Below are 24,388 nucleotides of genomic sequence, written 5' to 3'. Positions count from 1 at the left end.
GCTCCCCCCCAGGGGGGCGCCGCCAGCGGCCCGGCGAAGCCGGTTCCGCGGCGGCTGCTGGGCCGCTGGCGGCCCCAGGCCGCCGCGGTCGTGATGGCCTGCGCGGCCGCTGGCGCACACGCTGGCTTGTTCGACGACGAAGAGGCGCGCAAGGCCATCCTCGATCTGCGGGCGCGCATCCAGGCCAGTGACGAGAACGCCCAGGCCAAGCTGGCGGACCAGGCGCGGGCCCAGGCGGCGCTGCTGGAGCAGGTGGGCGCGCTGCGCCGCAGCCTGCTGGAGCTCAATGCCCAGCTGGAGGCGCAGCGCGCCGACAACGCCAGGCTGCGTGGCACGCAGGAGCAGCTGGCGCGCGACCTGGCCGATCTGCAGAAGCTGACCCGCGACATGGCCAAGAGCCTCGACGACCGGCTGCGCAACCTGGAGCCGCAGAAGGTCACGCTCGACGGCAAGGAGTTCAGCGCCGAGCCCGACGAGCGGCGTGCCCACGACGCCGCGATGGCGGCGCTGCGCGGTGGCGACTTCGACAAGGCCGCCGGCGCGCTGGGTGCCTTCGTGCAGCGCTATCCCAACAGCGGCTACAACGACTCGGTGCGCTTCTGGCTGGGCAATGCGCTGTACGGGCAGAAGAACTACAAGGAGGCGATCAGCGTCTTCCGCGCGATGGTCACGGCCGCGCCCAACCATCCGCGCACGCCCGAGGCCCTGCTGGCGGTGGCCAACTGCCAGATCGAGATGAAGGACACGCGCGGCGCCCGCAAGACGCTCGACGACCTGATCAAGGCCCACCCGGCCAGCGAGGCGGCCGCCGCGGGCAAGGAACGCCTGGGCACGCTGAAGGGCTGATGGTGCTGCTGGCCAGCACCGCCACGGCCGACATCACCGAAGACGCCGATCTCGAGCGCCGCTTCGGCGGCCTGCGTCGCCTGTACGGCGCTGCCGGCTACCAGGCGGTGCGCAGCGCGCGCATCGCGGTGGTCGGCCTGGGTGGCGTCGGCAGCTGGGCGGTGGAGGCGCTGGCGCGCAGTGGTGTGGCCCGGCTGGTGCTGGTCGACCTGGACCATGTGGCCGAGTCCAACATCAACCGCCAGGTGCAGGCCGTGGGCAGCACGCTGGGCATGGCCAAGGCCGAGGCGCTGCGCCAGCGCATCGCCGACATCCACCCCGGCTGCGCCGTGCTGTGCGTGGAGGAGTTCGCCACCGCCGACAACTGGCCGGCGCTGCTGCCGGCAGCCGTGGACCTGGTGATCGACGCCTGCGACCAGAGCGCCGCCAAGCTGGCCCTGGCCGCCTGGGCGCTGCAGACCGGCACGCCGCTGGTCTGCGTGGGTGCGGCCGGTGGCAAGCAGCTGGCCCAGGCCGTGGAAGTGGCCGACCTGGCCGAGACCACGCACGATCCGCTGCTGGCCAGCCTGCGCCAGCGGCTGCGCAAGCAGGGTGCCCCGCGCACCGGCCGCATCGGCCTGCGCTGTGTCTTCAGCCGCGAGGCCGTGGCCGCGCCGCTGCAGGACGACGAAGCCGCCTGCGCCACCGATGGCACGCTGAACTGCGCCGGCTACGGCTCCACCGTCACCGTGACCGCCACCTTCGGCCTGGTGGCCGCCGGCGAGGCGCTGCGGCTGGTGCAGGCTGCACGCCAGGCTTGATCGCAGTCAGGCGGGCGGGCCGGGATGGCCCCGATGCGCCGAAATACATTGAAGCAAATATAATTTGCGAGCCGCTTGTCGAGACATCCATCGACGCGCGGTCAGGAGCGCGACTTTGCGGGGCCCGAGCGGGCCCAGCCTTTTTTGGTGCAGGGCAGGTCTGCCGGGGTCACCGCTGCCCCTATGATTTCCGCATGCCGACCCTGACCCGTGCGCCAAAACGCCGACCCGTCGCCCCCACCCTGCCGGACGCCCAGGCCGAACCCGCCACCCGGGTGCTGCGCAAATTCCGCTCCGTGTTCAATGCCGTCAAGACGCATTTCCAGCAGGTGGAGAAGCGGGCGGGCATCGGCGGTGCCCAGCTCTGGGCGCTGAGCGTGGTGCATGCACGGCCCGACATCGGCGTGGGCGGACTGGCCAGCGCCATGGACATCCATCAGACCACAGCCAGCAACCTGGTCAAGGCCATGGTGACTGCCGGCCTGCTGGTGGCCAACCGCGATACAGCCGACCGCCGGGCGCTGTGCCTGCGGGCCACGCCCAGCGGCCTGCGCGTGCTGAAGAAGGCACCAGGCCCGGCCTCCGGGGTGCTGCCGGAGGCGCTGGCGGCGCTGGACGCGGCCACACTGGCCCGGCTGGACGCGGACCTGGGCACGCTGCTGGCGGTGCTGAAGGCCGACGAGCGTGCGGCCGGCATTCCGCTGGCGCAGATGTAGCGGCCAGGCGGCCGCGGCGGTGCACGGCCGATCCAGCGGTGGTCCGGCGGTGGTCCGGCGGTGGTCCGGCGGTGGTCCGGCGGTGGTCCGGCGGAGTGCTTGCAATTGTGCAAATACAATTGTGTTTTGGCTGTGCCTTGCGGCTGTTCCGCCCGCCGACCCCACGCCGATGTCGATGCCGAGTGATGATGCCGCCCCGCGCCCTGCAGCCTGGAGGGAACTGGTGCGCCTGGCCCGCGCCCGGCTGCATGGCGGCTGGCGCACCGCGCAGGACATCGACCCCGAGATCTGGCGCAACCTGCGGCAGGAACTCCTGGCTGGCCGGCAGTGGCTGGACCGCGCCGTGGTGCTGGCCTATGCGGCCGCCACCGGGGCCATCGTGGTGGCCTTCACGCTGCTGGCCGAGGCGGCCATCCACGGCTACCGGCTGGTCGAGGGCTGGGGCCCGCAGGGCCGCTACCTCACCCTGCTGTGGACACCGGCCCTCACCGTGGCCCTGCTGTGGTGGGCGCGGCGCTATGTGCCGGGCGCGCTGGGCTCGGGCATTCCGCAGGTGGTGCGCGCGCTCGATGACGACCTGCCGCCGGCCCAGCGTGCCTGGCTGGTGTCGCTGCGGGTGTCGCTGCACAAGATCGGGCTGGTGTCCGGCGGCCTGCTGGCCGGCCTGTCGATCGGCCGCGAGGGGCCCACGGTGCAGGTGGGCGCGGGCGTGATGGTCGGCGCGCGGCGCTGGCTGTCGCCGCAATCGGGCATCGACGCGCACGACCTGATGGTGGCTGGTGCGGCCGCCGGCATTGCCGCGGCCTTCAACACGCCGCTCGGCGGCATCGTGTTTGCGCTGGAACAGCTCACGCGGCGGCGCCACATCTCGCACAGCGCACTGGTGATCGCGGCCATCGTGCTGGCCGGCCTGGTGGCGGTGGCGGTGTTTGGCAACGCCACCTACTTTGGCCGGCTGAAGGTGCAGGCCCTGTCGTGGTCGCTGCTGTTGCCGGGGCTGGTGGTGGCGCTGGTGGCCGGATTGGCCGGCGGGCTGTTTGCCCGCCTGATCGTGGTGTCGGTGCGCGGTCTGCCCGACCGCTTCAGCCGCTGGCGCAGCAGCCATCCGCTGCGCTTTGCCGCCGGCTGCGGCCTGGCGGTGGCGGTGATCGGCCTGGTCACGCAGGGTGCCACGGCCGGGGCCGGCTACGCCCCCACCCGCGCATTGCTGGAAGGGCAGGGCGATCTGCCCGGCGTCTACACGCTGCTGAAGTTCTGCGCCACCTGGATCTCGGCCTGGTCGGGCGTGCCGGCCGGCGTGTTTGCGCCGTCACTGGCCATCGGCGCAGGCATCGGCAACGATGTGGCGCTGTTCATGGGCCTGGGCCGCGAGGCCGCCATCCCGCTGATCGCCATGGGCATGGCCAGCTTCCTGGCCGCCACCACCGGCGGGCCGATCACCGCCTTCATCATCGTGATGGAGATGGTGTCAGGCCAGGCCATGGTGCTGAGCCTGATGGCCTGCGCGCTGCTGTCCAGCGGCGTGGCGCGGCTGGTCACGCGGCCGATGTACCAGGAACTGGCCGCCATGCTGCCGGTGCCCGGCGCGGCACCGGCGCGCGACCGGCCGGATCCGCCCTGACAGCGGCGCCGGCCTTTCACCTCAGAGATGCTTGCCGAAGAAGGCGAAGCTGCGGTCCCAGGCCAGCTGGGCCCAGGCGGCGTCGTACTGGGTCATGGCGATGCGGCCGGGGCCTTGCGCGGTTTCGTTGGCGAAGCCGTGCTGGGCCAGGTAGCGGTAGCCGTGGTACGCCACGCCGGCCTCGCGCAGCTTGGCTTCCAGCGGGTCGACCGTGGCGATCGGGAAAGCGCCGTCCTGCTCGGCCCAGTGGGCGATCATCGGCGCCTTGATCTTGCTGGCGTCCACGTACTCCAGCGGCGGCAGGCCGTACCAGACCACGCCGGCATCCGCTTCGGGCGCCATGGTCAGGCTCAGCACGGTCAGCGCGCCGCCCATGCAGAAGCCGGTGACGCCCACCTTGACATGGCTCGCCTTCAGGTACTGCACCGCGCCGCGCACGTCCTGGCTGGCCGCGTCGCCGAAATTCAGGTTGCTCATCAGGTGGTGGGCTTCCTCGGCCTCCACCGTGCTCTTGCCACGGTACAGGTCAGGCACCAGGGCCGTGAAGCCGGCGGCGGCGATGCGGTCGGCCACGCCGCGGATCTGGTCGTTCAGGCCCCACCACTCCTGGATCACCACCACCGCGCCCTTGGCGCCGGGGCACTCGGCCAGGTAGCCCTGCACGGCCTGGCCGTCGGGGCGGTTGAAGCTGATCATCGATCCCATGGAATGCTCCTGTCGTGTCGGGTTGGAAGACAACCCGGCAGTGTAGGGACGGGCCGGTACCCAGCGTCAATCCGGGGCCGCCCAGAGCCTGGCCATGGCCTCGGCATGGGCGGCGCGCAGCGCGGCCTGCTGCCGGTGGCGGCCGTCGGCCACCCGGCGCTGGCCGGCCACCCACACCTCGCGGAAGGCCGGTGCATCGGTGGCGAACACCAGCGCGTCCAGCGCGTGGCTGGGCGGCACGCCGGCCAGGCCGTCGGCCTGCCCGTCCAGCACCAGCAGGTCGGCGCGGGCGCCGGCCGCCAGGCCCCAGCAGTCGAAGCCAGCCGCTGCCGCGCCGCCGGCCAGGTGGCGGTCGAACAGCCGTGCCGCCGTGGCGTCCAGCCCCAGCTGCGGTGCGGCGCCCAGGTTGCGCTGGCGCAGCGCCAGGCGCTGGCCGTACTCCAGCAGCCGCAGCTCGGCCGGCCATTGCCGGCTGACATGGCTGTCGCTGCCCAGGGACAGCAGCGCGCCGCTGTCCAGCCAGCGCGGCAGGTCGACGAGGCCATCACCCAGGTTGGCCTCGGTGCTTGGGCAGATCACCACGCCGGCACCGGCACGGCCCACCGCGTCGATCTCGGCCGGCGTGGCATGGGTGGCGTGCACCAGGTGCCAGCGGGCATCCAGGGGCAGGTGGCTGGCCAGCCAGTCGATCGGCCGCTGGCCGGTGGCGGCCAGGCAGTCGTCGACCTCGGCCGTCTGCTCGGCGATGTGGATGTGGATCGGCGTTGCGACATCGGCCAGCGCCTGCTGCAACTGCCGGATCGCTGCCGGCTGCGCAGCCCGCAGCGAGTGGATGGCCACGCCCGCACTCACCAGCGGCTGGCCGGCATCCAGCACGCCTTGCCGCAGCGCCAGCACATCGGTCGCGGTCGTGGCGAACCGGCGCTGGTCGGGCCGCAGCGCCGGCTGCTGGAAGCCGGCGCGCTCGTACAGCACCGGCAGCAGGGTCAGGCCGATGCCGGTGTCGGCCGCGGCCTGCATCAGCGCCTGGCACATCGTCAGCCGGTCGGGGTAGGGCTGGCCGTCGGGCTGGTGCTGCAGGTAGTGGAATTCGCAGACCTGGGTGTAGCCACCCTGCAGCAGCTCGGCATACAGCTGGCCGGCCACGGCGCGCAGGGCGGCGGGCGAGACCTGCAGCGCCACCGCGTACATGCGGTCGCGCCAGCTCCAGAAGTCGTCGTCCTGGCCGTTGCGGCGCTCGGCCAGGCCGGCAAAGGCGCGCTGGAAGGCATGGCTGTGGGCATTGACCAGGCCCGGCAGCACCGGGCCGGACAGCACGGTGGCGCCTTGCGGCGCGGGCATGCCGGCATGCACCTGGCTGAAGTGGCCCTGGCCGTCGATCTCCAGCAGCACCCGGGCTTGCCAGCCACCGCCGATCCAGGCCCGCGGCGCCCAGAGCGCCTGTGCAGTGCTCATGCCGCGCCGTCCTCGGCGAAGTCCAGCATCGCCTGCACCAGTTGCTTCAGCAGCGGCTGCACCTGGGCGGCGCGGCCATCGTGCCAGGCGAACGGCGGTGCTTCCTCCATGTAGCAGCGCCAGGTCATCTCCAGCTGCACCGCATGCATGCCGGCGGCCGGGCGGCCATAGAAGCGGGTGATGTGGCCACCCTTGAAGCGGCCGTCCACCGCCACGGTGTAGGTGGATTGACCGGCCAGCACGCCGGCCAAGGCTTCGCGCAGCGCCGGCGCGCAGCTGCTGCCGCTGGCGGTGCCCAGGTTCAGGTCGGGCAGCCGGCCATCGAACAGCCAGGGCAACTCGCTGCGGATGCTGTGGCCGTCGAACAGCACCACCTGGCCGTGGGCGGCGCGCAGCCGCGCCAGTTCAGCAGCCAGCGCGTCGTGGTAAGGCCGCCAGTACGCGGCCACACGCTGTGCCACCTCGGCCCCGTCCGGCGCCTGGCCAGGCTGGTACAGCGGCTCGCCGGTGAAGAAGGTGGCCGGGCACAGGCCGGTGTTGTTGACGCCGGGGTACATCGGCGCGTTCTCGGGCGGGCGGTTCAGGTCGACCAGGTAGCGGCTGTGGCGCGGCACCAGCACGCTCACATCCAGTGCTGTCGCAAAGCCGTACAGCCGCTCCAGGTGCCAGTCGGTGTCTTCCACCGCCAAAGCGCGGGGCACCAGGCGCGGCTGCAGCGCGGCGGGCAGCGCGGTGCCCACATGGGGCAGGCTCAGCAGCAGCGGCCGGCTGCCGCGGTGCAGGGTGTACACGGTGTCATGGGCATCGCTCATGGCAGATCCTTCAGGCAGGTCTCGACGCCGTTGCGCACCACGCGCCGGCAGGGGTTGCGGCCGAACCAGTAGGCCAGTTCGCGCGGATGGTCCAGGTCCCAGGCGACGAAGTCGGCGGCGCAGCCGGGCGCCAGCTGGCCATGGCTGGCGCCCAGGCCGAGCGCCGCCGCGGCGTGGCGGGTGGCGCCCAGCACCGCTTCCTCGGGCGTCAGGCGCAGCAGGGTGCAGGCCATGTTCAGCATCAGCAGCAGCGACAGGCCGGGCGACGAGCCGGGGTTGTGGTCGCTGGCGATCGCCATCGGCACGCCGGCGGCACGCAGCGCGGCCACCGGCGGCAGCCTGGACTCGCGCAGGAAGTAGAACGCGCCCGGCAACAGCACCGCCACCGTGCCGGCGGCGGCCATGGCGGCGATGCCGGCCTCGTCCAGGTGCTCCAGGTGGTCGCAGCTGAGCGCGCCGTGGCCGGCGGCGAGTGCGGCGCCGTGCTGGTTGCTCAGTTGCTCGGCATGCAGCTTGACCGGCAGGCCCAGCGCGCGGGCGGCATCGAACATGCGCCGGGTCTGCCCCGGGCTGAAGGCGATGGTCTCGCAGAAGGCGTCGACCGCATCGACCAGGCCCGCGGCCTGCAGCTGCGGCAGCCAGGCGATGGCGGCGTCGAGGTAGGCGTCGGGCTGGCCGGTGTATTCAGGTGGCAGCGCATGGGCGGCCAGGCTGGTGGTGCGCACGGTGACCGGCAGGGTCTGGCCCAGCCGGCGGGCCACACGCAGGCAGCGTGCCTCGTGCTCGGCCGACAGGCCATAGCCCGACTTGATCTCCAGCGTGGTCACGCCCTCGGCCAGCAGGGCGCGGGCGCGGGGCAGGGCGCTGGCGTAGAGCTGTTCTTCCGTGGCGGCGCGGGTGGCGGCCACGGTCGACAGGATGCCGCCGCCGGCGCGGGCGATCTGTTCATAGCTGGCGCCCTGCAGCCGCAGCTCGAACTCGGCGGCGCGGTGGCCGCCGTAGACCAGGTGGGTGTGGCAATCGACCAGGCCGGGCGTGACCATCGCGCCGCCCAGCGACTGCTCGGCCTGGATGGTCGGCGCCAGCGCAGCCGGCAGGTCGGCCAGCGGGCCGACCCAGCGGATGTGGCCGGCGTCGACCAGCAGCGCCGCATCGTCGACCGGCGCCCAGGCGCTGCCAGGTTGCAGGGTGACGAGGCGGGCATCGCGCCAGAGGGTGGTGTGGGTCATCGCGGGGCGGGGGTGAAGGCGAGCCAGCAGGCGCGCTGGCCGGCGGGCAGCGCGCCGCTCGGCGTCGAGAGCGACCAGCGCTGGCCCGCCGCGGCGCTGGCCAGCGCCAGGGTCCAGGCGCCCACCGCCTGCGCGGACCGGTCATCGATCTGCAGCTGCACCGGCGTGGTGGTGAGCAGGGCACGCAGCGGCGCCGCATCGTGCCAGGCCTGCCCAGGCACTGCCGCCAGCACGGCCGCCTGCCCGGCGCCGCGCTGCAGCATCAGGTTCAGGTCGCGCGTCGGGCCATCGGTCAGCCGGCAGTCGGGCGCTTGCTCCCCTGCAAACTGGAGGGGCGGGCTGTGCACATCCAGGCGCTGCGGCCCGCCGGGCAGGGCCAGTTGCACGCCGGCGCCTTGCAGCACCGCAAACCACCGGTCCACGCCGTCGAAGGCCGAGAACGGGCCGTCGCGTGTGATGTCGGCCACGCTGATGCGCAGCTGCCAGGGTGCGGCGCCGCCCGGCCAGGTGAACAGCTCGCGGGTGCTGCCGCCGCCGTTGCGCCAGGGCTGGGGCGGCACCCGGTCGATGGCGATGTGCTGCAGCCAGGTCATGCCGATCCACCCACCAGCAGCGGGAACAGCGCATCGTCCATCGGCGCGCCGGACGGCAGCCGATCGGCCAGGCCGGGGAACTCGGGCGACGTCGTCCACCGCCGCGGCGCATGGCGGGCATCGTCGCCCAGGTAGCGCAGGCTGAACACCCGCCGCCGCTGGCCGGGCGCCACGCCGCCGGCCGCATGCAGGGCCAGCATGTGGAAGGCCACCACATCGCCAGGTTCCAGCGCCCAGCGCAGGATGTGGAAGGCCGCGCGGTCGGCCTCGATGTCGGGCAGATCGGCCAGGCTGCCCTCGGGGAACCAGCGTGCCTGGTTCGTCATGAAGGTGCGCGGCATCAGCCAGGGCCCGCGGTGCGAGCCGGCCACGAATTCCAGCGTGCTGGGCCGCGCCACCGGATCGGCCGGGACCCAGAAGCTGACGTTCTGCGCGCCGTCGACGTTGTAGTAGGGCTGGTCCTGGTGCCAGGGCGTCTTCTGCCGGGTGCCGGGCTCCTTGGTCAGCATGTGGTCGTGGTACAGGCGCACCGTGCTGCTCTGCATCAGCCGGGCGGCCACCTGCGCCAGCGGCGATTCCAGGGCCAGCGCGCGGTAGTCAGCGTTGGTGGGCCAGTTGCAGAAGTCCTCGATGAAGAAGCCGGGGTCGTCGGGCTGGCTGGCGACGATGGCGCGCGGGCTGGGCGCGGCCAGGTTGGCGTCGATGCCGCGGCGCAGCTGGGCGAGTTCATCGGCGTTCAGCAGGCCGCGCAGGCAGACCGCGCCATCGCGCTGGTACGCGGCCACCAGATCGGGCGTGGCCGCTGCGGCGGCGCGCTGGGCGACATCGTTGGTCAAGGCTGGAACTCCCCGTGCAGGCTGTAGTGCTGGCCCGGGTGCACCAGCCGGGCCAGGGTGATGGTGGCATCGCGGGTGAAGGTGCGGCGTGTCACCACCAGGCAGGCGCTGCCGGGGGCGATGGCCAGCAGGCGCGCCTCGTCGGCGGTGGCCGGCTCGGCCTCGATGCTGTACTGCGCCCGCCACAGCGCGGTGGTGTCGAACAGCACCTGGGTGGGCGTGGTGCGGGTGAAGTCGGCCTGCAGGTAGCCGGGCGAGCAGGCGGGGTTGACGTAGCGGTCTTCCAGCTGCAGCGGCACGCCGTTCTCCAGGTGCACGATGACGGTGTGGAAGACCTGGGCGCCGGTGGCCAGGCCCAGCTGCTCGGCCAGGCGGGCGCTGGCCTTCTCGGCGCGTTGCACCAGCACCTTGGCCTGGTGGGTGTGGCCGCGGGCCTCGATCTCCTCGTGCAGGTCGTGCAGGGTCAGTGTGCTGGCCACCCGGTGCAGCCGCGCGGCGAAGGTGCCCACGCCCTGCACCCGCTCGACCAGGCCCTCGGCCTGCAGCTCGCGCAGCGCGCGGTTCACCGTCATGCGGCTGACGCCATGCCGGGCCACCAGCTCGGCCTCGCTGGGCATCAGTGCGCCGGCGGGCCACTGGCCGGCGGCCAGGCCGTCCTTCAGGGCTTGCTTGACGGCGGCGTAGGGCGCCTGGCGGGTGGAAACCATGGCGCAGATGCTACTTGCGCTTGCTTGTCTAGACAAGTACATTGCAGCCCATTCCAGTTTCACCGACGCTCCGGGAGCCCGCCATGACCGACCTGTCCGCCGTGCAATCCGCCGTTCAAAATGCGGTTCAAGCCGTGGCCCAGCCGCACCCGGTGCGCGCCCCGCGCGGCAGCACCCTCAGCTGCAAGAGCTGGCTGACCGAAGCCGCCTACCGCATGCTGCAGAACAACCTCGACCCCGAGGTGGCCGAGAACCCGGATGCGCTGGTGGTCTACGGCGGCATCGGCAAGGCCGCCCGCAACTGGGATTGCTACGAGGCCATGCTGGTGGCCCTGCGCGCGCTGGGCGACGACGAGACCCTGCTGGTGCAGAGCGGCAAACCCGTGGGCGTGTTCCGCACCCATGCCGATGCGCCGCGGGTGCTGATCGCCAACAGCAACCTGGTGCCCAAGTGGGCCACCTGGGAACACTTCTCCGAGCTCGACCGCAAGGGCCTGATGATGTACGGCCAGATGACCGCCGGCAGCTGGATCTACATCGGCAGCCAGGGCATCGTGCAGGGCACCTACGAGACCTTTGTCGAAGCCGCCCGCCAGCATTTCGGCGGCGTGGCCACCGGCCGCTGGATCCTGACGGCCGGCCTGGGCGGCATGGGTGGCGCCCAGCCGCTGGCCGCCAGCTTCGCCGGCTTCTGCTCGCTGAACATCGAATGCCAGCAGAGCCGCATCGATTTCCGCCTGCGCAGCCGCTATGTCGACGAGCAGGCCACCGACCTGGATGACGCGCTGGCCCGCATCGCCCGCTACACCGCCGAAGGCAAGGCCGTCAGCATCGCGCTGCTGGGCAATGCGGCCGACGTGCTGCCCGAGCTGGTGCGCCGTGGTGTGAAACCGGATCTGGTGACCGACCAGACCAGTGCGCACGACCTGGTCAACGGCTACCTGCCTGCCGGCTGGACGGTGGACCAGTGGCAGGCCGCCCGTGCCGATGACAGCCAGCATGCCGCCCTGCGCCAGGCGGCTGCCCAGAGCTGCGCCGCCCATGTGCAGGCCATGCTGGCCTTCCAGGCCATGGGCGTGCCCACGGTCGACTACGGCAACAACATCCGCCAGGTCGCCTTCGATGCCGGCGTCCAGAATGCCTTCGACTTCCCCGGCTTCGTGCCGGCCTATGTGCGGCCGCTGTTCTGCCGCGGCAAGGGGCCGTTCCGCTGGGTGGCGCTGTCGGGTGACCCGGAGGACATCCGCAAGACCGACGCCAAGATGAAGGAGCTGTTCCCCGAGGATGCGCATTTGCACCGCTGGCTGGACATGGCCGGTGAGCGCATCGCCTTCCAGGGCCTGCCGGCGCGCATCTGCTGGATCGGCCTGGGCGAGCGCCACCGCGCCGGCCTGGCCTTCAATGAGATGGTGAAGAACGGCGAGCTGAAGGCGCCAATCGTCATCGGCCGCGACCACCTGGATTCCGGCAGCGTGGCCAGCCCCAACCGCGAGACCGAGGCCATGCTGGACGGCAGCGATGCGGTGAGCGACTGGCCGCTGCTCAACGCGCTGCTGAACACCGCCGGCGGCGCCACCTGGGTCAGCCTGCACCATGGCGGTGGCGTGGGCATGGGCTACAGCCAGCACAGCGGCGTGGTGATCGTCTGCGACGGCACCGACGCGGCGGCCAAGCGCATCGAGCGCGTGCTGTGGAACGACCCCGCCACCGGCGTGATGCGCCATGCCGATGCCGGCTATGCCGAGGCGGTGGCCTGCGCCCGCGACCAGGGCCTGAACCTGCCGCTGCTCAGCCTGGCGGGAGCCCGCTGATGCTGCTGCGCCCCGGACACCTGTCGCTCGATGAACTGCAGGCCATCCACGCCGGAGGCCAGCCGCTGCTGATCGACCCCGCCGCGCTGCCGGCCATCCAGGCCAGCGCCGCGGTGGTGCAAGCTGCGGCCGCCGGGGATGCGCCGGTCTACGGCGTCAACACCGGCTTCGGCAAGCTGGCCGGCACCCGCATCAGCGCCGACGACCTGGCCACGCTGCAGCGCAACCTGATCCGCAGCCACAGCGTGGGCGTGGGCGAGCCGCTCGCCGCGCCGGTGGTGCGCCTGATGCTGGCCACCAAGGCAGCCAGCCTGGCCCGGGGGCACTCGGGCGTGCGGCCGGTGGTGATCGACACGCTGCTGGCGGTGCACAACGCCGGCCTGGTGCCGTGCGTGCCCAGCCAGGGCTCGGTCGGCGCCTCCGGCGACCTGGCGCCGCTCAGCCACATGGTGCTGGCCCTGCTGGGCGAGGGTGAATTCGTCGTCGACGGCCAGCGCCAGCCGGCGGCCGAGGTGCTGGCCCGCCACCGCATCCGCCCGCTCACGCTGGAAGCCAAGGAAGGCCTGGCGCTGATCAACGGCACCCAGACCAGCACCGCGCTGGCCCTGCATGCGTTGTTCGCCTTCCAGCCGGTGCTGGAGTCTGCGCTGGTGATCGGTGCGCTGACGGTCGATGCCGCCCGCGGCAGCGACGGCCCGTTCGACGCGCGCATCCATGCGCTGCGCGGCCAGCCCGGCCAGATCGACGTGGCCCGGGTCTACCGCGATCTGCTGGCCGGCAGCGCCATCCGCGCCAGCCACACCGAAGGCGACGACCGCGTGCAGGACCCGTACTGCCTGCGCTGCCAGCCGCAGGTGGTGGGCGCCTGCCTGGACCAGCTGCGCCACGCCGCCCAGGTGCTGCTGCGCGAGGCCAACGCCGTCACCGACAACCCGCTGGTGTTTGCCGAAGACGGGGCGATGATTTCCGGCGGCAACTTCCACGCCGAGCCGGTGGCCCTGGCGGCCGACGCGATGGCCTGCGCCATCGCCGAGGTGGGCGCCATCGCCGAGCGCCGCATCGCCATGCTGATCGACAGCAGCGTGTCGCGCCTGCCGCCGTTCCTGACGGCCAACGCCGGCCTGAACAGCGGCTTCATGATCGCCCATGTGACGGCCGCCAGCCTGGCCAGCGAGAACAAGAGCCTGGCCCACCCGGCCAGCGTCGACAGCCTGCCCACCAGCGCCAACCAGGAAGACCATGTCAGCATGGCCACCTTCGCCGCGCGCCGGCTGCAGCCGATGATCGACAACGTGGCCCACATCCTGGGCATCGAGTGGCTGGCCGCCGCCCAGGGCATCGAATTCCTGCGTCCGCTGCGCAGCTCGGCGCCGCTGGAGGCCGCGCATGCACTGCTGCGCCAGCACAGTGCGGCCGTGCCGGTCGACCGTTACCTGGCGCCCGAGATCCACACCGCCAGCGGCCTGGTGCACAGCGGTGCGCTGGCACACATCCTGCAAAGCCTGCCGGACCTGCCGGCACTCTGGCAGCCGGGTTGAGCGGCGCAGCCGCCAGAATGCAGCAGCCGACTCTGGCCACCACCCACCAAGAAGGACTGCCATGACCCGCCGCTGGATGTTCCCGTCTGCCTGTGTCGTCGCCGCTGCGCTGGTCACCGGTCTGGCTGGCTGCGCCCACCACCACCCCGCCACCCCAGCCGCCGGGCCGGCGGTGTCCATCGTCGAGCCGGCCGATGGCGCCACGGTCAGCAGCCCGTTCAAGCTGCGCTTCGGCGTGCAGGGGCTGGCGGTGGCGCCGGCGGGTGACGTGGTGGCCCTCAGCGGCCACCACCACCTGCTGATCAATGTCGGCCCGCTGCCGGCCGGCACCTCGGTGCCGTTCACCGAGCAGCACCTGCACTTCGGCAAGGGCCAGACCGAGACCGAGGTGACGCTGCCGCCCGGCACCTACAAGCTCACCGCCCAGTTTGCCAACGGCGCCCACCAGAGCTACGGACCCGCGCTGAGCCAGACCATCACTGTCACGGTGAAGTGACCGATTCCCCGCCCACCACCAACCCCCGAGGAGATTGCCCGTGAACCTGCTGCCCCGTCCGTTGTCGCGTCTGCTGCCCCGGTTGTCGCTGCTGGCCCTGGCCGCCACGCTGTCCGTCGCCACCCAGGCCCAGGAGACCAAGGTCGCCATCGGCATCAGCGGCTGGACGGGCTTCGCCCCGCTCACCCTGGCCAAGGAGGCCGGGCTGTTCAAGAAGCACGGGCTGGATGTGTCGATCAAGAAGATCCCGCAGAAAGACCGCCACCTGGCGATCGCCAGCGGCGACATCCAGTGCGCCGCCACCACGGTGGAGACCTGGATCGTCTGAACGCCAACGGCGTGGCCACCACCCAGATCTTCCAGCTCGACAAGAGCTTCGGCGCCGACGGCATGGTGGTCAAGCCCGGCATCACCAAGATCAGCGACCTGAAGGGCAAGACGGTGGCCGCCAGCGCCCCCGGCACCGCGCCGTACTTCGGCCTGGCCTGGATGCTGAAGAAGAACGGCTTGGGCCTGAAGGACGTGAAGATCGTCAACCTGGAGCCCCAGGCCGCGGCCAACGCGATGATCGCCGGCACCGACGGCGTCGACGCGGCCATGACCTACGAGCCCTTCCTCAGCGCGGTGCGGGCCAAGCCCGAGGCCGGCAAGATCATCGCCACCACGCTGGACTACCCGATGGTGATGGACACCTTCGGCTGCACGCCCAAGTTCCTGGCCGAAAACCCCAAGGCCGCCAAGGCCCTGGCCGACGGCTACTTCGACGCGCTGGCCATGATCAAGGCCGAGCCGAAGAAGAGCTTCGAGATCATGGGCGCGGATGTGAAGCAGACCGCCGAGGCCTTCGAGAAGAGCCAGGCCTACCTGCGCTGGCAAGACCGTGCAGCCAACCTGAAGTTCTTTGCCGGCGAGCATGCCGCCTTCAGCAAGGAAGCCGCCGACCTGCTGCTGGAGGCCGGCATCATCCGGGCCATCCCGGACCTGAGCAAGCTGGCCGACACCCGCTTCCTCCAGTGAAGCCGCTGCAGCCGGTGGCGCCGGGCACGCGGGTCGTGCTCGGCGTCGCCTTCTTCGTGCTGTTCTTCGCGGTGTGGGCGGTGGCCACGCTGGGCGGCTTCGTGCAGAAGACCTTCCTGGCCGACCCGGTCACCATGCTCAAGAGCGGCTGGGTGCTGCTCACCGAGATGGACTTTGCCGAGGACATCGGCATGACGGTGTGGCGGGTGCTGGGCGGCTTCGCCATCGCCGCCGCGCTGGCGCTGCCGCTGGGCGTGGCCATGGGCGCCTGGAAGCCGGTGGAGGCCTTCTTCGAGCCCTTCGTCTCGTTTGCCCGCTACCTGCCGGCCTCGGCCTTCATCCCGCTGCTGATCCTGTGGGCCGGCATTGGCGAGGCGCAGAAGCTGGCCGTCATCTTCATCGGCAGCTTCTTCCAGCTGGTGCTGATGGTGGCGGTGGTGGTGGGCAACACCCGGCGCGATCTGGTGGAGGCCGCCTACACCCTGGGCAGCACCGATGCCAGCCTGGTGCGGCGGGTGCTGATCCCCGGTGCCGCGCCCGAGATCGCCGAGATCCTGCGCATGGTGCTGGGCTGGGCCTGGACCTATGTGATCGTGGCCGAGCTGATCGGCGCCTCCAGCGGCATCGGCCACATGATCACCGACAGCCAGGCCCTGCTGGCCACCGACCAGATCATCTTCGGCATCCTCGTCATCGGCCTGATCGGGCTGGTCAGCGACATGGTGTTCAAGGCCGTCAACCGGCGCCTGTTCCCGTGGGCGCAGCTGCGGTGATGACGGCCTTCACGCTCGGACGGGCCTGGGGGCCGTGCCGCACTCAAGTGCGGCCGCCGCGCACCGATGGTGCTGGGATGGAGTTCCTGGCCCGGCTGTACCGTGCCCTGCGCGTGGACGACGACGCACTGGCCGACCACCGCGACCGCATTGCGCTGATCCTCAGTGCGGTGTCGGTCGTGCTGCTGCTGCCCTTCACCGTCAACCACCTGCTGGCCGACCGCCTGGCGCTGGGCGCGCTGATCTTCGCCGCCCAGGTGATGATGGGCGCCAACGCCTGGGCGCTGCGCCGCGGCCGCCAGGCACCGGTGCCGTTCTGGCTGATGACCCTGGGGTTCATGCTGGCGGTGTGCGGGTCGATCGAGCGGCTGGGCCTGAACGGCACGTTCTGGGCGTTTCCTGCCGCCTTCGTCAGCTATTTCGTGCTGCCGCGCAAGCAGGCCATGGCGCTGAGCGCAGCCATGACGGTGGTGGCCACCGCGCTGGCCTGGCGGGCGCTAGGCATGCCGGTGGGCGTGCGCTTCGGTGCCACCCTGGTGCTCACGCAGGTCATGATCAACGTGGTGCTCAACGTGGTGGGTGATCTGCAGCGCGCCCTGGTGCAGCAGACACTGACCGACCCGCTCACCGGTGCCTACAACCGCCGCCATCTGGCGCAGCAGCTGGCCCTGCTGACGCGCCCGGGCAGCGATGTGCAGGGCATGAACGCGCTGCTGGCCATCGATGTCGACCACTTCAAGGCCATCAACGACCAGCACGGCCATGCCGCCGGCGATGCGGTGCTGGTGGCGCTGGTGGCCACGGTGTCGGCCCGCAAGCGGCAGAGCGACATGCTTTTCCGCACCGGCGGCGAGGAGTTCGTGCTGCTGCTGCCGCGCACCTCGGCGCAGGACGCCCGGCAGGTGGCCGAGAGTCTGCGCGCGCGCATCGCCGCCAACCCGCCGCTGCCCGGCCACCCGATCACCGTGAGCATCGGCGTGGGGGTGCAGCGGCCGCAGCACAGCGCCGACCAGTGGCTGGATGCCGCCGACCAGGCGCTCTACCAGGCCAAGCACGATGGCCGCAACCGCGTGGAGATCTCGGCATGACCGCAACGCCCCCCGTCCTGCTGCAGGTGCGCGGCGTCGAGCGCCGCTTTGCATCGGCCAGCGGTGGCACGCTGGCCCTGCAGGCCACTGACCTGGATGTGGCCGAGAACGATTTCGTCACCATCCTCGGCCCCAGTGGCTGCGGCAAGAGCACGCTGCTGCGCATCGTCGCCGGGCTGGACACGCCCACCGCCGGCCAGGTGCTGCTGGACGGCCAGCGCATCACCGGCCCGGGCGCCGACCGCGGCATGGTGTTCCAGAGCTACACCTTGTTCCCCTGGCTGACGGTGCTGGACAACGTCTGTTTCGGCCTGCGCGAGCGCGGCGTGCCGCGGCCGCAGCAGCTGGAGGCGGCCAACGCCTTCCTGCACAAGGTGGGGCTGCGCGGCTTCGAGCAGCACTTTCCCAAGCAGCTGTCGGGCGGCATGCAGCAGCGGGTGGCCATCGCCCGCGCGCTGGCCAACCGGCCCCGCATGCTGCTGATGGACGAGCCCTTCGGCGCACTCGACCACCAGACCCGCGAGCTGATGCAGGAGCTGCTGCTGGGCATCTGGGAGGCCGAGCGCACCACGGTGCTGTTCGTCACCCACGACATCGACGAGGCGGTGTTCCTCGGCAGCCGGGTGGTGGTGATGAGCGCCCGGCCGGGCCGCATCAAGCGCGACCTGGTGGTGCCGCTGCCGCACCCGCGCCACTATGCGGTGAAGACCACACCACCGTTCGCCGCGCTGAAGGCCGAGCTGACCGAGCAGGTGCGCGACGAGGTGCGCGCCTCCCAGGCGCTGGCCTGAACGGCCACGGTGGCCGCACCGCCGGTTGCACGTGGCTGGCGCAGCGCTCCGTATGATGCTGGCGTGGGGCCCGCAGCGTGCGGGCCCACGGGCCACCGGAGCGCGTGATGAAGACCTTTTCCCTGCAGTCCCTGGCCGCCACGGCGCTGCTGCTCGGCGGCCTGGTGTCCACCGCACAGGCTGGCGGCCTCAGCGCCTCGTCGGCGGCCGGTGGGTCGTCGGCTTCGGTGGGCAGCTCGGCGTCCAGCGAGGCCTCCAGCAACAGCTCCAGCGGCCGGCAGAGGGCGGCGATGGGCCCCTACCGCATCACCGACGTGGCCGAGCTGGCCGACCAGCCCGGCCAGGTGCGCCTGCAGCTGCAGGCCCTGGCGCCGGACGCGGCCGAGCCGGCCCATGTGCTGGTGCTGCCCAAGGCGATTGCGGTGCAGCACCGGCTGGCCGCCGGCCAGACCATCACCGCCCGGCCGCAGGCCTACGGCACCGAGTTCGTGCACGACGGCAGCCGCCAGGCCTTCTTCCTGGTGCTGACCGATGGCTTCCAGCGCGAGCTGGACGCCCGGCCGGTGGTGCTGTGACGCCATCTTGACGCGGCACGCAGGGCTGCTGGCCGCCGCCGGCCTGCTGGCGGCCACCGCGGCCCAGGCCGACCTGCTGCGCCACTGCGCCGCGCCGCCGGCGCTGGATGCGGTGCAGCACGACCGCCTGTTCCGCTTTGCTGCGGTGGTGCGCGAGACGCTGGACCAGTCCGGCCAGCGCCTGGCCCTGATCGCCCGCGCCGGCACCGACTTGCGCCGCTTCGCGCAGCGCTACAGCCATGCCGGCATCAGCCTGCGGGCCAGCCCGAACACGCCCTGGTCGGTGCGCCAGCTGTACTACGACTGCGACATCGGGCAGCCGCGGCTGTTCGACCAGGGCCTGCCCGGCTTCCTGCTCGGCGGCGCCGATCCGGCGCAGGGCCACATCGTGCTGCTGCTGCTGCCCGAGGCGGCCGAGCGGCCGCTGGAGGCCGCCGCGCTGGACGTCCGCCTGGCGCAGCAGGTGCTGGGTGCCAGCTACAGCGCCAATGCCCATGCCTTCAGCACCCGCTACCAGAACTGCAACCAGTGGGTGGCCGAGCTGCTGGCCCAGGCCTGGGGCGGATTGCCTGCGCCCGCGCCCGGCGATGGTCCGGCAGCGGCCCGTGCCCAGGCCCAGCAGTGGCTGCGGCAGCGGGGCTACGTGCCCACCCGCATCACCGTGCACAACCCGCTGGTGACGCTGGCCGGCGCGGTGATGCCCTGGCTGCACACCGACGACCATCCGCCCGAGGCGGTGCGTGCCCAGCAGTTCGACGTCAGCATGCCCGCATCGATCGCCGCCTTCGTGCAGCGCCAGGTGCCGGGCGTGCAGCGTGTCGAGTTCTGCCACGACCTGCAGAAGATCGTGGTGCGCCAGGGCTGGACGCCGCTGGGCGCCGGCTGCCAACCTGCCGCTGGCGACCGGGTGATTCCGCTGCAGCCGGCACCGGTCGGCGGCATCGGTGCATGATGCGGGCCCTGCCTGTCCGACCGGAGCCCCCGATGCCGCCCACCGTCCACCGCAACACCCACCACCGTATTGTCCGTAGCGGCGGCTTGCTGGCGCTGGTCGGGCTGGTGGCGGTGCTGGCCGGCTGCGCGGTGCTGCAGGAGCCCATGGCCACGCCGGGCCAGACCGAGGCCGAGGTCCTGGCCCGGCTGGGCACGCCCACCGGCCGCTACACCCTGCCGGCCGGCGCCCAGCGCCTGGAGTACGCCACCGGCCCCTACGGCCGCACCACGCTGATGGTCGACCTGGGCGGCGACGGCCGCGTCACCGCCAGCCAGCAGGTGCTGACCGAGGCCAATTTCGCCAAGGTGCGCCACGGCATGCGCCGCGATGACGTGCTGCTGCTGCTGGGCCGTCCGGCCGACAAGGCCGGCGAGTACATGAACCGGCAGACCTGGTCCTGGCGCTATCCCACCTATGAATGCCAGTGGGTGCGCATCACCTTCGAGCCCGATGGCCGGGTGCGTGGCGGTGCCTCCTTCCTGCCCGACCCGCGCTGCGACGCCGACGAATGACCCGTTGATCTGCTGATCCGATGACCATCACCCTCTACGGCATCCCCAACTGCGACACCGTCAAGCGCGCCCGGGCCTGGCTGGCCGGGCAGGGCGCCACGGTGCAGTTCCATGACTTCAAGAAGGCCGGCGTGCCTGCCGATCGGCTGGCCGCCTGGGTGGCCAGCGCCGGCTGGGAGCGGGTGCTCAACCGCCAGGGCACCACCTGGCGCAAGCTGGACGAGGCGCAGAAGGCCGCGGTGGTGGACGCCGCCAGCGCCCAGGCGCTGATGCGAGACCAGGCCAGCGTGGTCAAGCGCCCGGTGGTGGAATGGCCCGACGGCGCCATCACGGTCGGCTTCGACGAAGCCGACTTCGCGCGCCGGGTCTAGCCGGCGCGCCGGCCGTCAGGCCTCGGCGCGCAAGGCCGCCTTGTGGATCTTGCCGGCCGGCGTCATCGGCAGGGCATCGCGCAGCACGACCTGGCGCGGCACCTTGTAGTCGGCCAGGTGCTGGGCGCACCAGTCGCGCACATCACCTTCGCGCAGGTTGCTGCCGGGCTTGGGGATCACGTAGACCCGGCCCACCTCGCCCATCACCGCATCGGGCACGCCGATGCCGGCGGCCATCACCACGCCGGGATGGCGGTGGATCAGCGCCTCCACCTCGGCCGGGTAGACGTTGAAGCCACCCTGGATGTACATGTCCTTGGCGCGGCCCTTCAGGGTGATGATGCCGCGGGCGTCGACCATGCCCAGGTCGCCGGTCTGCAGCCAGCCGTCGGCGCTGAAGCCCTGGCCCGCGGCGGCGCCGATGTAGCCCGGCACCACGCCGGCGCCCTGGAACCACAGCTCGCCCACCGTGCCGGGCTTCACCGGCTCGCCATTGGGCGCCATCACCTTCAGGCGGGCGCTGTCGAAGGGCTGGCCGATGGTGCCCATCAGGTCGGCGTCCGTCCGCTCCCAGGGCGTCATCACGATGGCGCCGGAGGTTTCGGTCAGGCCGTACAGGTTCATCAGCGTGGCCTGCGGCATGCGCCCGGCCAGGCGCTGCAGCAGCGCGGCATCGACATTGGAGCCGCCGGAGAACACCAGCCGCACCGCCGACAGGTCGACCGCGTCGATGCGGGCATGCATCAGCAGCAATGTCAGCACCGTGGGCACGCCGGCCAGCAGCGTGGGCCGGTGCTGCTGCATCAGCGCGATCATGCGGTCGGCCTTGAACTCGGGCACCAGCACCACGGTGCCGCCGCCCACCAGGTGGGTGAGCACGCCGCAGGTGATGCCGCCCACATGGTTCAGCGGGTTGGCCAGGTGCAGCACATCCTGGCCGGTCACCCGGGTGTGGCGTGCCTGGGCGGTGGCGGCGGCCAGCAGGCTGCGGTGGGTGAGGCCCGCGCCCTTGGGCCGGCCGGTGGTGCCCGAGGTGTAGATCACCATCGCCACATCGTCGGCCAGCACCCGGCGGCGCACGGCCGACAGGCGGCCGGCCTCCAGCGGCGTGGCGGCCAGCGCGGCCAGGCTGTTGAGGCCGCTGCCGTCGATGGCGATCACATGGCGCAGCGCCGGCAGCCTTGGGCCCAGCCGCTGCAGCATGGCGATGAAGTCGAAGCCCTCGTGCTCCTGCAGCGTGAACACCACCTTGGCCTGGCTGTCGCCCAGCATGGCCTCCAGCTCGGTGTCGCGGTAGCGCACGCTCAGACCCACCACCGCCACGCCGATCTTGGCGGCGGCGTAGAACAGCACCAGCCATTCGACCTGGTTCAGGCCGATGATGCCGATGCGGTCGCCACGCTGCAGCTTCAGGCCCAGCAGGCCGCAGGCCAGCTGGTCGCTGGCGGCGTCCAGCGCGCTCCAGCGGTAGTGCAGGCCGTTGTCGATGACGGCGGAGGCCTCGCACCGCTGTCGGCCGGCCAGCGTCAGGTGGTCGCCGATGGTGTCGGGCGCCGACGAAAGGGGCACGGGGGCAGACGGAGTGGTGCGCATGCCACGATTGGACCGATGCACCGTCTGCGGTCACATCGTCGCTTTCGACGATTCATGGCCACGGGGGGCCATGTGAGACTGCGTTCACCCTGCCGTCAGACCGTGATCGGAAATCGCCCGTGCCTGCCACCACCGCTGCCGCCGCCATCCCGTCCGACGCCGACGACGCCGGGTTCCGCGCCGAGGTGCGCCGGTTCCTGGATGCCGCGCTGACGCCCGAGCTGCGCCTCGCCGGCCGCCGCACTGCCGGCATCTTCACCGATGCGCCGGCCGGCCGGCCCTGGTTCCGCGCCCTGGCCAAGCAGGGCTGGAGCGTGCCGCACTGGCCGGTGGAATGGGGCGGCACCGGCTGGACGGCGCGCCAGCACGACATCTTCGCCAGCGAATGCGCCGCCGCCCATGCGCCGGCGCTGGCGCCGCAGGGCGTGCGCATGGTGGCGCCGGTGGTGCTGGCCTACGGCACCGAGGAGCAGAAGCAGCGCTGGCTGCCCGGCATCCGCAACGGCGACGACTACTGGTGCCAGGGCTACAGCGAGCCGGGCTCGGGCTCGGATCTGGCGTCGCTGCAGTGCCGCGCGGTGCGCGATGGCGACCACTACGTCGTCAACGGCACCAAGATCTGGACCACCCATGCCCAGTGGGCCAACCGCATCTTCTGCCTGGTGCGCACCAGCACCAGCGGCAAGCCGCAGCAGGGCATCAGCTTCCTGCTGTTCGACATGGACCTGCCGGGCATCACCGTGCGGCCGATCATCAGCATCTCGGGCGACCATGAGCTGAACCAGGTGTTCTTCGACGATGTGCGGGTGCCGGCTTCGGCCCTGCTGGGCCAGGAGAACCAGGGCTGGATCATCGCCAAGTACCTGCTGGTGCATGAGCGTGGCGGCACCTACACCCCGGCCCTGCGCGCCCGGCTGGTGCGGCTGCAGGCCATGGCCACCGCCGCGTTTGCCACCCGTCCGGCCGACGATGCCGAGCGCCAGGCCGTGGCCACCGGCCTGGCCGATGCGTTGTGCCGCGTCGATGCCCTGCATGCGCTGGAGCAGCAGGTGCTGGCCGACCGCATGCGCGGCGTCGACCACCCGGTGGCGCCCAACGTCGGCAAGCTGCTGGGCACCGAGCTGCGCCAGCACCTCACCGAGCTGGCCGTCACCATCGCCGGCCCGTACGCCGCGGCGCGCCTGCCGGCCGGCGAGGCCGGCGCCCATGCGCTGGCGCTGCCGGAAGACGCGCTGTGGGCCATGGGCACCTACCTGAACGACCGCGCGGCCAGCATCTACGCCGGCACGAATGAAGTGCAACGCAACCTGATCGCCCAGCACCTGCTGGCGGCGCACTGACGAGGCCGCCATGGATTCGATCTTTCCGCTGGACGACACCCAGGCGCTGCTGCAGAGCAGCCTGCAGCGCTGGCTGCAGGACAACGCGCCCTTCGAGCGCCGCGCCGCGCTGCTGGCCACGCCCGGCGCCATCCAGCCGCTGTGGACCGGCCTGGCCCAGCAGCTGGGCCTGCTGGGTGCCGCGCTGCCCGAGGCCCTGGGCGGGCAGGGCGGCAGCCTGGCCGACCACCTGGTGATCCTGCAGGCGCTGGGCCAGTCGTTGCTGGCCGAGCCCTACAGCGCCTGCCTGGTCACCGGCGCCGGCCTGCTGCAGCGTCTGCCCGGCGAAGCCGCCCAGCGCCTGCTGGCCGGCGTGGCCGATGGCGCGGTGCGCCCGGTGCTGGCCGCGCTGGAGCCCGGCGCCCGGCATGACCTGGACCAGGTGGCCAGCCGGCTGCAGGCCGACGGCAGGCTCAGCGGACGCAAGGCCCTGGTGCGCGGTGCGCCGCAGGCCACGCACTGGCTGGTCAGTGCGCGCGATGCCGCCGGCATGCTGCGCCTGGCCCTGGTGCGCCCCGGCGCGGCTGGTGTCACCCAGCGCGATGTGCGGCTGGCCGATGGCAGTTGGGCGGCCGAGCTGGCCTTCGACCGCACGCCCACCGACGCGTTGCCGGATGTGGGCAACGTGCTGCCGCTGCTGCAGCAGGTGGCCGACGAAGCCCTGCTGGCCACCGGCGCTGAAGCCGTGGGCGTGATGCAGCGCCTGCTGCGCGACACGCTGGACTACGTGCGCCAGCGCAAGCAGTTCGGCGTGGCCATCGCCAGCTTCCAGGTCACCCAGCACCGGCTGGCCGACATGCACATGGCCCTGCTGCAGGCGCGGGCGCTGGTGGCCGCCACACTGGCGGCGATGGACCAGCCCGCCGCCGACCGCAGCCGCGCCGTGGCCACCTGCCAGGTGCAGGTGGCGCGCAGCGCCCGCACCGTCGGCCAGGGCGCGGTGCAGCTGCACGGCGGCATGGGCATGACCGAGGAGCTGGCCATCGGCCACGGCTTCCAGCGCCTGACGCTGATCGAACACCACCAGGGCGGCCTGGCCGTGCACCTGCAGCGCGTGGCGCATTGGCAGATGGCACAGGCAGCGCAGCCCGCCCTGACCTGACCTGACTTTCATCCCTTTTGGAGATCCC

The 24,388-nt window shown here is 72.0% G+C and carries 24 protein-coding genes and 1 pseudogene; 17 read left to right on the top strand and 8 right to left on the bottom strand.

Translation table 11 applies throughout. From position 1 onward, the window contains the following. Window positions 1–93 precede the first annotated feature (93 nt). The 4 genes from ybgF (at window position 94) to FFT10_RS04215 (ending at window position 3,983) form a co-directional block, all read left to right on the top strand. Window positions 94–846 (top strand): tol-pal system protein YbgF, encoded by a 753-nt coding sequence (ybgF, locus tag FFT10_RS04230; RefSeq protein WP_137732050.1) that lies wholly within the window; start codon window positions 94–96, stop codon window positions 844–846. After that, entirely contained in the window at window positions 846–1,646 is an 801-nt protein-coding gene (locus tag FFT10_RS04225; protein WP_174246075.1) for a tRNA threonylcarbamoyladenosine dehydratase, read from the top strand. Before ybgF ends, FFT10_RS04225 begins: the two co-directional genes overlap by 1 nt. 194 nt (window positions 1,647–1,840) lie before the next feature. Further along, window positions 1,841–2,362: a MarR family winged helix-turn-helix transcriptional regulator gene (locus FFT10_RS04220; RefSeq protein WP_137731539.1), complete on the top strand. Its 522-nt coding sequence runs from the start codon at window positions 1,841–1,843 to the stop codon at window positions 2,360–2,362. A 223-nt stretch (window positions 2,363–2,585) separates the two neighbouring features. Continuing rightward, complete coding sequence (locus tag FFT10_RS04215) at window positions 2,586–3,983, top strand: chloride channel protein (protein WP_228026950.1); 1,398 nt, start codon at window positions 2,586–2,588, stop codon at window positions 3,981–3,983. A 21-nt stretch (window positions 3,984–4,004) separates the two neighbouring features. Here the strand turns inward: FFT10_RS04215 and FFT10_RS04210 are convergent, their stop codons facing one another. The 7 genes from FFT10_RS04210 to hutC all read right to left on the bottom strand — a co-directional run bounded on the left by FFT10_RS04210 (window position 4,005) and on the right by hutC (window position 10,320). Beyond that, window positions 4,005–4,679, bottom strand: a complete 675-nt coding sequence (locus FFT10_RS04210) for a dienelactone hydrolase family protein (protein WP_137732047.1) — start codon at window positions 4,677–4,679, stop codon at window positions 4,005–4,007. Window positions 4,680–4,754: 75 nt separating this feature from the next. Continuing rightward, a complete protein-coding gene (locus tag FFT10_RS04205; protein ID WP_137731538.1) occupies window positions 4,755–6,143 on the bottom strand; it encodes a formimidoylglutamate deiminase in 1,389 nt (462 codons plus the stop codon). Further along, window positions 6,140–6,955 carry an N-formylglutamate deformylase gene (gene hutG, locus FFT10_RS04200; RefSeq protein WP_137731537.1) on the bottom strand — a complete coding sequence of 272 codons (816 nt, stop codon included), beginning with the start codon at window positions 6,953–6,955 and terminating at the stop codon, window positions 6,140–6,142. The genes FFT10_RS04205 and hutG overlap by 4 nt, the downstream gene beginning before the upstream one ends. Further along, window positions 6,952–8,184, bottom strand: a complete 1,233-nt coding sequence (hutI, locus tag FFT10_RS04195; protein WP_137731536.1) for an imidazolonepropionase — start codon at window positions 8,182–8,184, stop codon at window positions 6,952–6,954. The genes hutG and hutI overlap by 4 nt, the downstream gene beginning before the upstream one ends. Next, window positions 8,181–8,777 carry a HutD/Ves family protein gene (locus FFT10_RS04190; protein WP_137731535.1) on the bottom strand — a complete coding sequence of 199 codons (597 nt, stop codon included), beginning with the start codon at window positions 8,775–8,777 and terminating at the stop codon, window positions 8,181–8,183. Before FFT10_RS04190 ends, hutI begins: the two co-directional genes overlap by 4 nt. After that, on the bottom strand, window positions 8,774–9,613 hold the full coding sequence (locus FFT10_RS04185; protein WP_137731534.1) for a phytanoyl-CoA dioxygenase family protein: 840 nt from the start codon (window positions 9,611–9,613) through the stop codon (window positions 8,774–8,776). Before FFT10_RS04185 ends, FFT10_RS04190 begins: the two co-directional genes overlap by 4 nt. Beyond that, window positions 9,610–10,320 (bottom strand): histidine utilization transcriptional repressor HutC, encoded by a 711-nt coding sequence (hutC, locus tag FFT10_RS04180; protein WP_137731533.1) that lies wholly within the window; start codon window positions 10,318–10,320, stop codon window positions 9,610–9,612. The genes FFT10_RS04185 and hutC overlap by 4 nt, the downstream gene beginning before the upstream one ends. Window positions 10,321–10,403: 83 nt before the next feature. Here hutC and hutU point away from each other — a divergent pair, with 83 nt between their 5' ends. The 11 genes and pseudogenes from hutU to FFT10_RS04125 all read left to right on the top strand — a co-directional run bounded on the left by hutU (window position 10,404) and on the right by FFT10_RS04125 (window position 20,286). Continuing rightward, the gene (hutU, locus tag FFT10_RS04175) at window positions 10,404–12,131 is read left to right on the top strand and encodes a urocanate hydratase (protein WP_137731532.1); all 1,728 of its coding nucleotides are present in this window, start codon (window positions 10,404–10,406) and stop codon (window positions 12,129–12,131) included. Then, entirely contained in the window at window positions 12,131–13,669 is a 1,539-nt protein-coding gene (gene hutH, locus FFT10_RS04170) for a histidine ammonia-lyase (RefSeq protein ID WP_137731531.1), read from the top strand. Before hutU ends, hutH begins: the two co-directional genes overlap by 1 nt. A gap of 61 nt (window positions 13,670–13,730) precedes the next feature. Further along, window positions 13,731–14,165, top strand: coding sequence for a DUF4399 domain-containing protein (locus tag FFT10_RS04165; RefSeq protein WP_137731530.1), 435 nt, complete (start codon window positions 13,731–13,733; stop codon window positions 14,163–14,165). 70 nt (window positions 14,166–14,235) lie between these two features. Then, window positions 14,236–15,182, top strand: a pseudogene (locus FFT10_RS04160) (ABC transporter substrate-binding protein). After that, complete coding sequence (locus tag FFT10_RS04155) at window positions 15,179–15,955, top strand: ABC transporter permease (RefSeq protein ID WP_137731529.1); 777 nt, start codon at window positions 15,179–15,181, stop codon at window positions 15,953–15,955. The pseudogene FFT10_RS04160 and the gene FFT10_RS04155 overlap by 4 nt, the downstream one beginning before the upstream one ends. Before the next feature lie 77 nt (window positions 15,956–16,032). Next, window positions 16,033–17,043, top strand: coding sequence for a GGDEF domain-containing protein (locus FFT10_RS04150; protein WP_162520688.1), 1,011 nt, complete (start codon window positions 16,033–16,035; stop codon window positions 17,041–17,043). Then, the gene (locus tag FFT10_RS04145) at window positions 17,040–17,834 is read left to right on the top strand and encodes an ABC transporter ATP-binding protein (RefSeq protein WP_137731527.1); all 795 of its coding nucleotides are present in this window, start codon (window positions 17,040–17,042) and stop codon (window positions 17,832–17,834) included. The genes FFT10_RS04150 and FFT10_RS04145 overlap by 4 nt, the downstream gene beginning before the upstream one ends. 107 nt (window positions 17,835–17,941) lie before the next feature. Further along, window positions 17,942–18,409: a hypothetical protein gene (locus FFT10_RS04140; protein WP_137731526.1), complete on the top strand. Its 468-nt coding sequence runs from the start codon at window positions 17,942–17,944 to the stop codon at window positions 18,407–18,409. Window positions 18,410–18,416: 7 nt separating this feature from the next. After that, window positions 18,417–19,361 (top strand): DUF2145 domain-containing protein, encoded by a 945-nt coding sequence (locus FFT10_RS04135; protein ID WP_228026949.1) that lies wholly within the window; start codon window positions 18,417–18,419, stop codon window positions 19,359–19,361. Between the two features lie 32 nt (window positions 19,362–19,393). Continuing rightward, a complete protein-coding gene (locus tag FFT10_RS04130; RefSeq protein WP_137731524.1) occupies window positions 19,394–19,915 on the top strand; it encodes an outer membrane protein assembly factor BamE in 522 nt (173 codons plus the stop codon). A 20-nt stretch (window positions 19,916–19,935) separates the two neighbouring features. Then, complete coding sequence (locus FFT10_RS04125) at window positions 19,936–20,286, top strand: ArsC family reductase (protein ID WP_137731523.1); 351 nt, start codon at window positions 19,936–19,938, stop codon at window positions 20,284–20,286. Between the two features lie 15 nt (window positions 20,287–20,301). Here the strand turns inward: FFT10_RS04125 and FFT10_RS04120 are convergent, their stop codons facing one another. Continuing rightward, window positions 20,302–21,855, bottom strand: coding sequence for a class I adenylate-forming enzyme family protein (locus FFT10_RS04120; protein ID WP_228026948.1), 1,554 nt, complete (start codon window positions 21,853–21,855; stop codon window positions 20,302–20,304). Between the two features lie 143 nt (window positions 21,856–21,998). Here FFT10_RS04120 and FFT10_RS04115 point away from each other — a divergent pair, with 143 nt between their 5' ends. Continuing rightward, entirely contained in the window at window positions 21,999–23,219 is a 1,221-nt protein-coding gene (locus FFT10_RS04115) for an acyl-CoA dehydrogenase family protein (protein WP_228026947.1), read from the top strand. 10 nt (window positions 23,220–23,229) lie between these two features. Then, entirely contained in the window at window positions 23,230–24,360 is a 1,131-nt protein-coding gene (locus FFT10_RS04110) for an acyl-CoA dehydrogenase family protein (protein WP_137731521.1), read from the top strand. The last annotated feature ends 28 nt before the right edge of the window (window positions 24,361–24,388 follow it).

The organism is Pseudaquabacterium pictum, from assembly GCF_005403045.1.
Classification (GTDB): domain Bacteria; phylum Pseudomonadota; class Gammaproteobacteria; order Burkholderiales; family Burkholderiaceae_C; genus Pseudaquabacterium; species Pseudaquabacterium pictum.
Note: the sequence above shows the minus strand (reverse complement) of the source record. Positions and strands in the feature narration are given on the sequence as shown.

What these genes read in the sequence shown, in the direction of transcription:
- ybgF (WP_137732050.1), top strand. Translation starts at nt 94, where the DNA reads ATGGCCTGCGCGGCCGCTGGCGCACACGCTGGCTTGTTCGACGACGAA.
- FFT10_RS04225 (WP_174246075.1), top strand. Translation starts at nt 846, where the DNA reads ATGGTGCTGCTGGCCAGCACCGCCACGGCCGACATCACCGAAGACGCC.
- FFT10_RS04220 (WP_137731539.1), top strand. Translation starts at nt 1,841, where the DNA reads ATGCCGACCCTGACCCGTGCGCCAAAACGCCGACCCGTCGCCCCCACC.
- FFT10_RS04210 (WP_137732047.1), bottom strand. Translation starts at nt 4,679, where the DNA reads ATGATCAGCTTCAACCGCCCCGACGGCCAGGCCGTGCAGGGCTACCTG.
- FFT10_RS04205 (WP_137731538.1), bottom strand. Translation starts at nt 6,143, where the DNA reads ATGAGCACTGCACAGGCGCTCTGGGCGCCGCGGGCCTGGATCGGCGGT.
- hutG (WP_137731537.1), bottom strand. Translation starts at nt 6,955, where the DNA reads ATGAGCGATGCCCATGACACCGTGTACACCCTGCACCGCGGCAGCCGG.
- hutI (WP_137731536.1), bottom strand. Translation starts at nt 8,184, where the DNA reads ATGACCCACACCACCCTCTGGCGCGATGCCCGCCTCGTCACCCTGCAA.
- FFT10_RS04190 (WP_137731535.1), bottom strand. Translation starts at nt 8,777, where the DNA reads ATGACCTGGCTGCAGCACATCGCCATCGACCGGGTGCCGCCCCAGCCC.
- hutC (WP_137731533.1), bottom strand. Translation starts at nt 10,320, where the DNA reads ATGGTTTCCACCCGCCAGGCGCCCTACGCCGCCGTCAAGCAAGCCCTG.
- hutU (WP_137731532.1), top strand. Translation starts at nt 10,404, where the DNA reads ATGACCGACCTGTCCGCCGTGCAATCCGCCGTTCAAAATGCGGTTCAA.
- hutH (WP_137731531.1), top strand. Translation starts at nt 12,131, where the DNA reads ATGCTGCTGCGCCCCGGACACCTGTCGCTCGATGAACTGCAGGCCATC.
- FFT10_RS04165 (WP_137731530.1), top strand. Translation starts at nt 13,731, where the DNA reads ATGACCCGCCGCTGGATGTTCCCGTCTGCCTGTGTCGTCGCCGCTGCG.
- FFT10_RS04150 (WP_162520688.1), top strand. Translation starts at nt 16,033, where the DNA reads ATGGAGTTCCTGGCCCGGCTGTACCGTGCCCTGCGCGTGGACGACGAC.
- FFT10_RS04145 (WP_137731527.1), top strand. Translation starts at nt 17,040, where the DNA reads ATGACCGCAACGCCCCCCGTCCTGCTGCAGGTGCGCGGCGTCGAGCGC.
- FFT10_RS04140 (WP_137731526.1), top strand. Translation starts at nt 17,942, where the DNA reads ATGAAGACCTTTTCCCTGCAGTCCCTGGCCGCCACGGCGCTGCTGCTC.
- FFT10_RS04130 (WP_137731524.1), top strand. Translation starts at nt 19,394, where the DNA reads ATGCCGCCCACCGTCCACCGCAACACCCACCACCGTATTGTCCGTAGC.
- FFT10_RS04125 (WP_137731523.1), top strand. Translation starts at nt 19,936, where the DNA reads ATGACCATCACCCTCTACGGCATCCCCAACTGCGACACCGTCAAGCGC.
- FFT10_RS04110 (WP_137731521.1), top strand. Translation starts at nt 23,230, where the DNA reads ATGGATTCGATCTTTCCGCTGGACGACACCCAGGCGCTGCTGCAGAGC.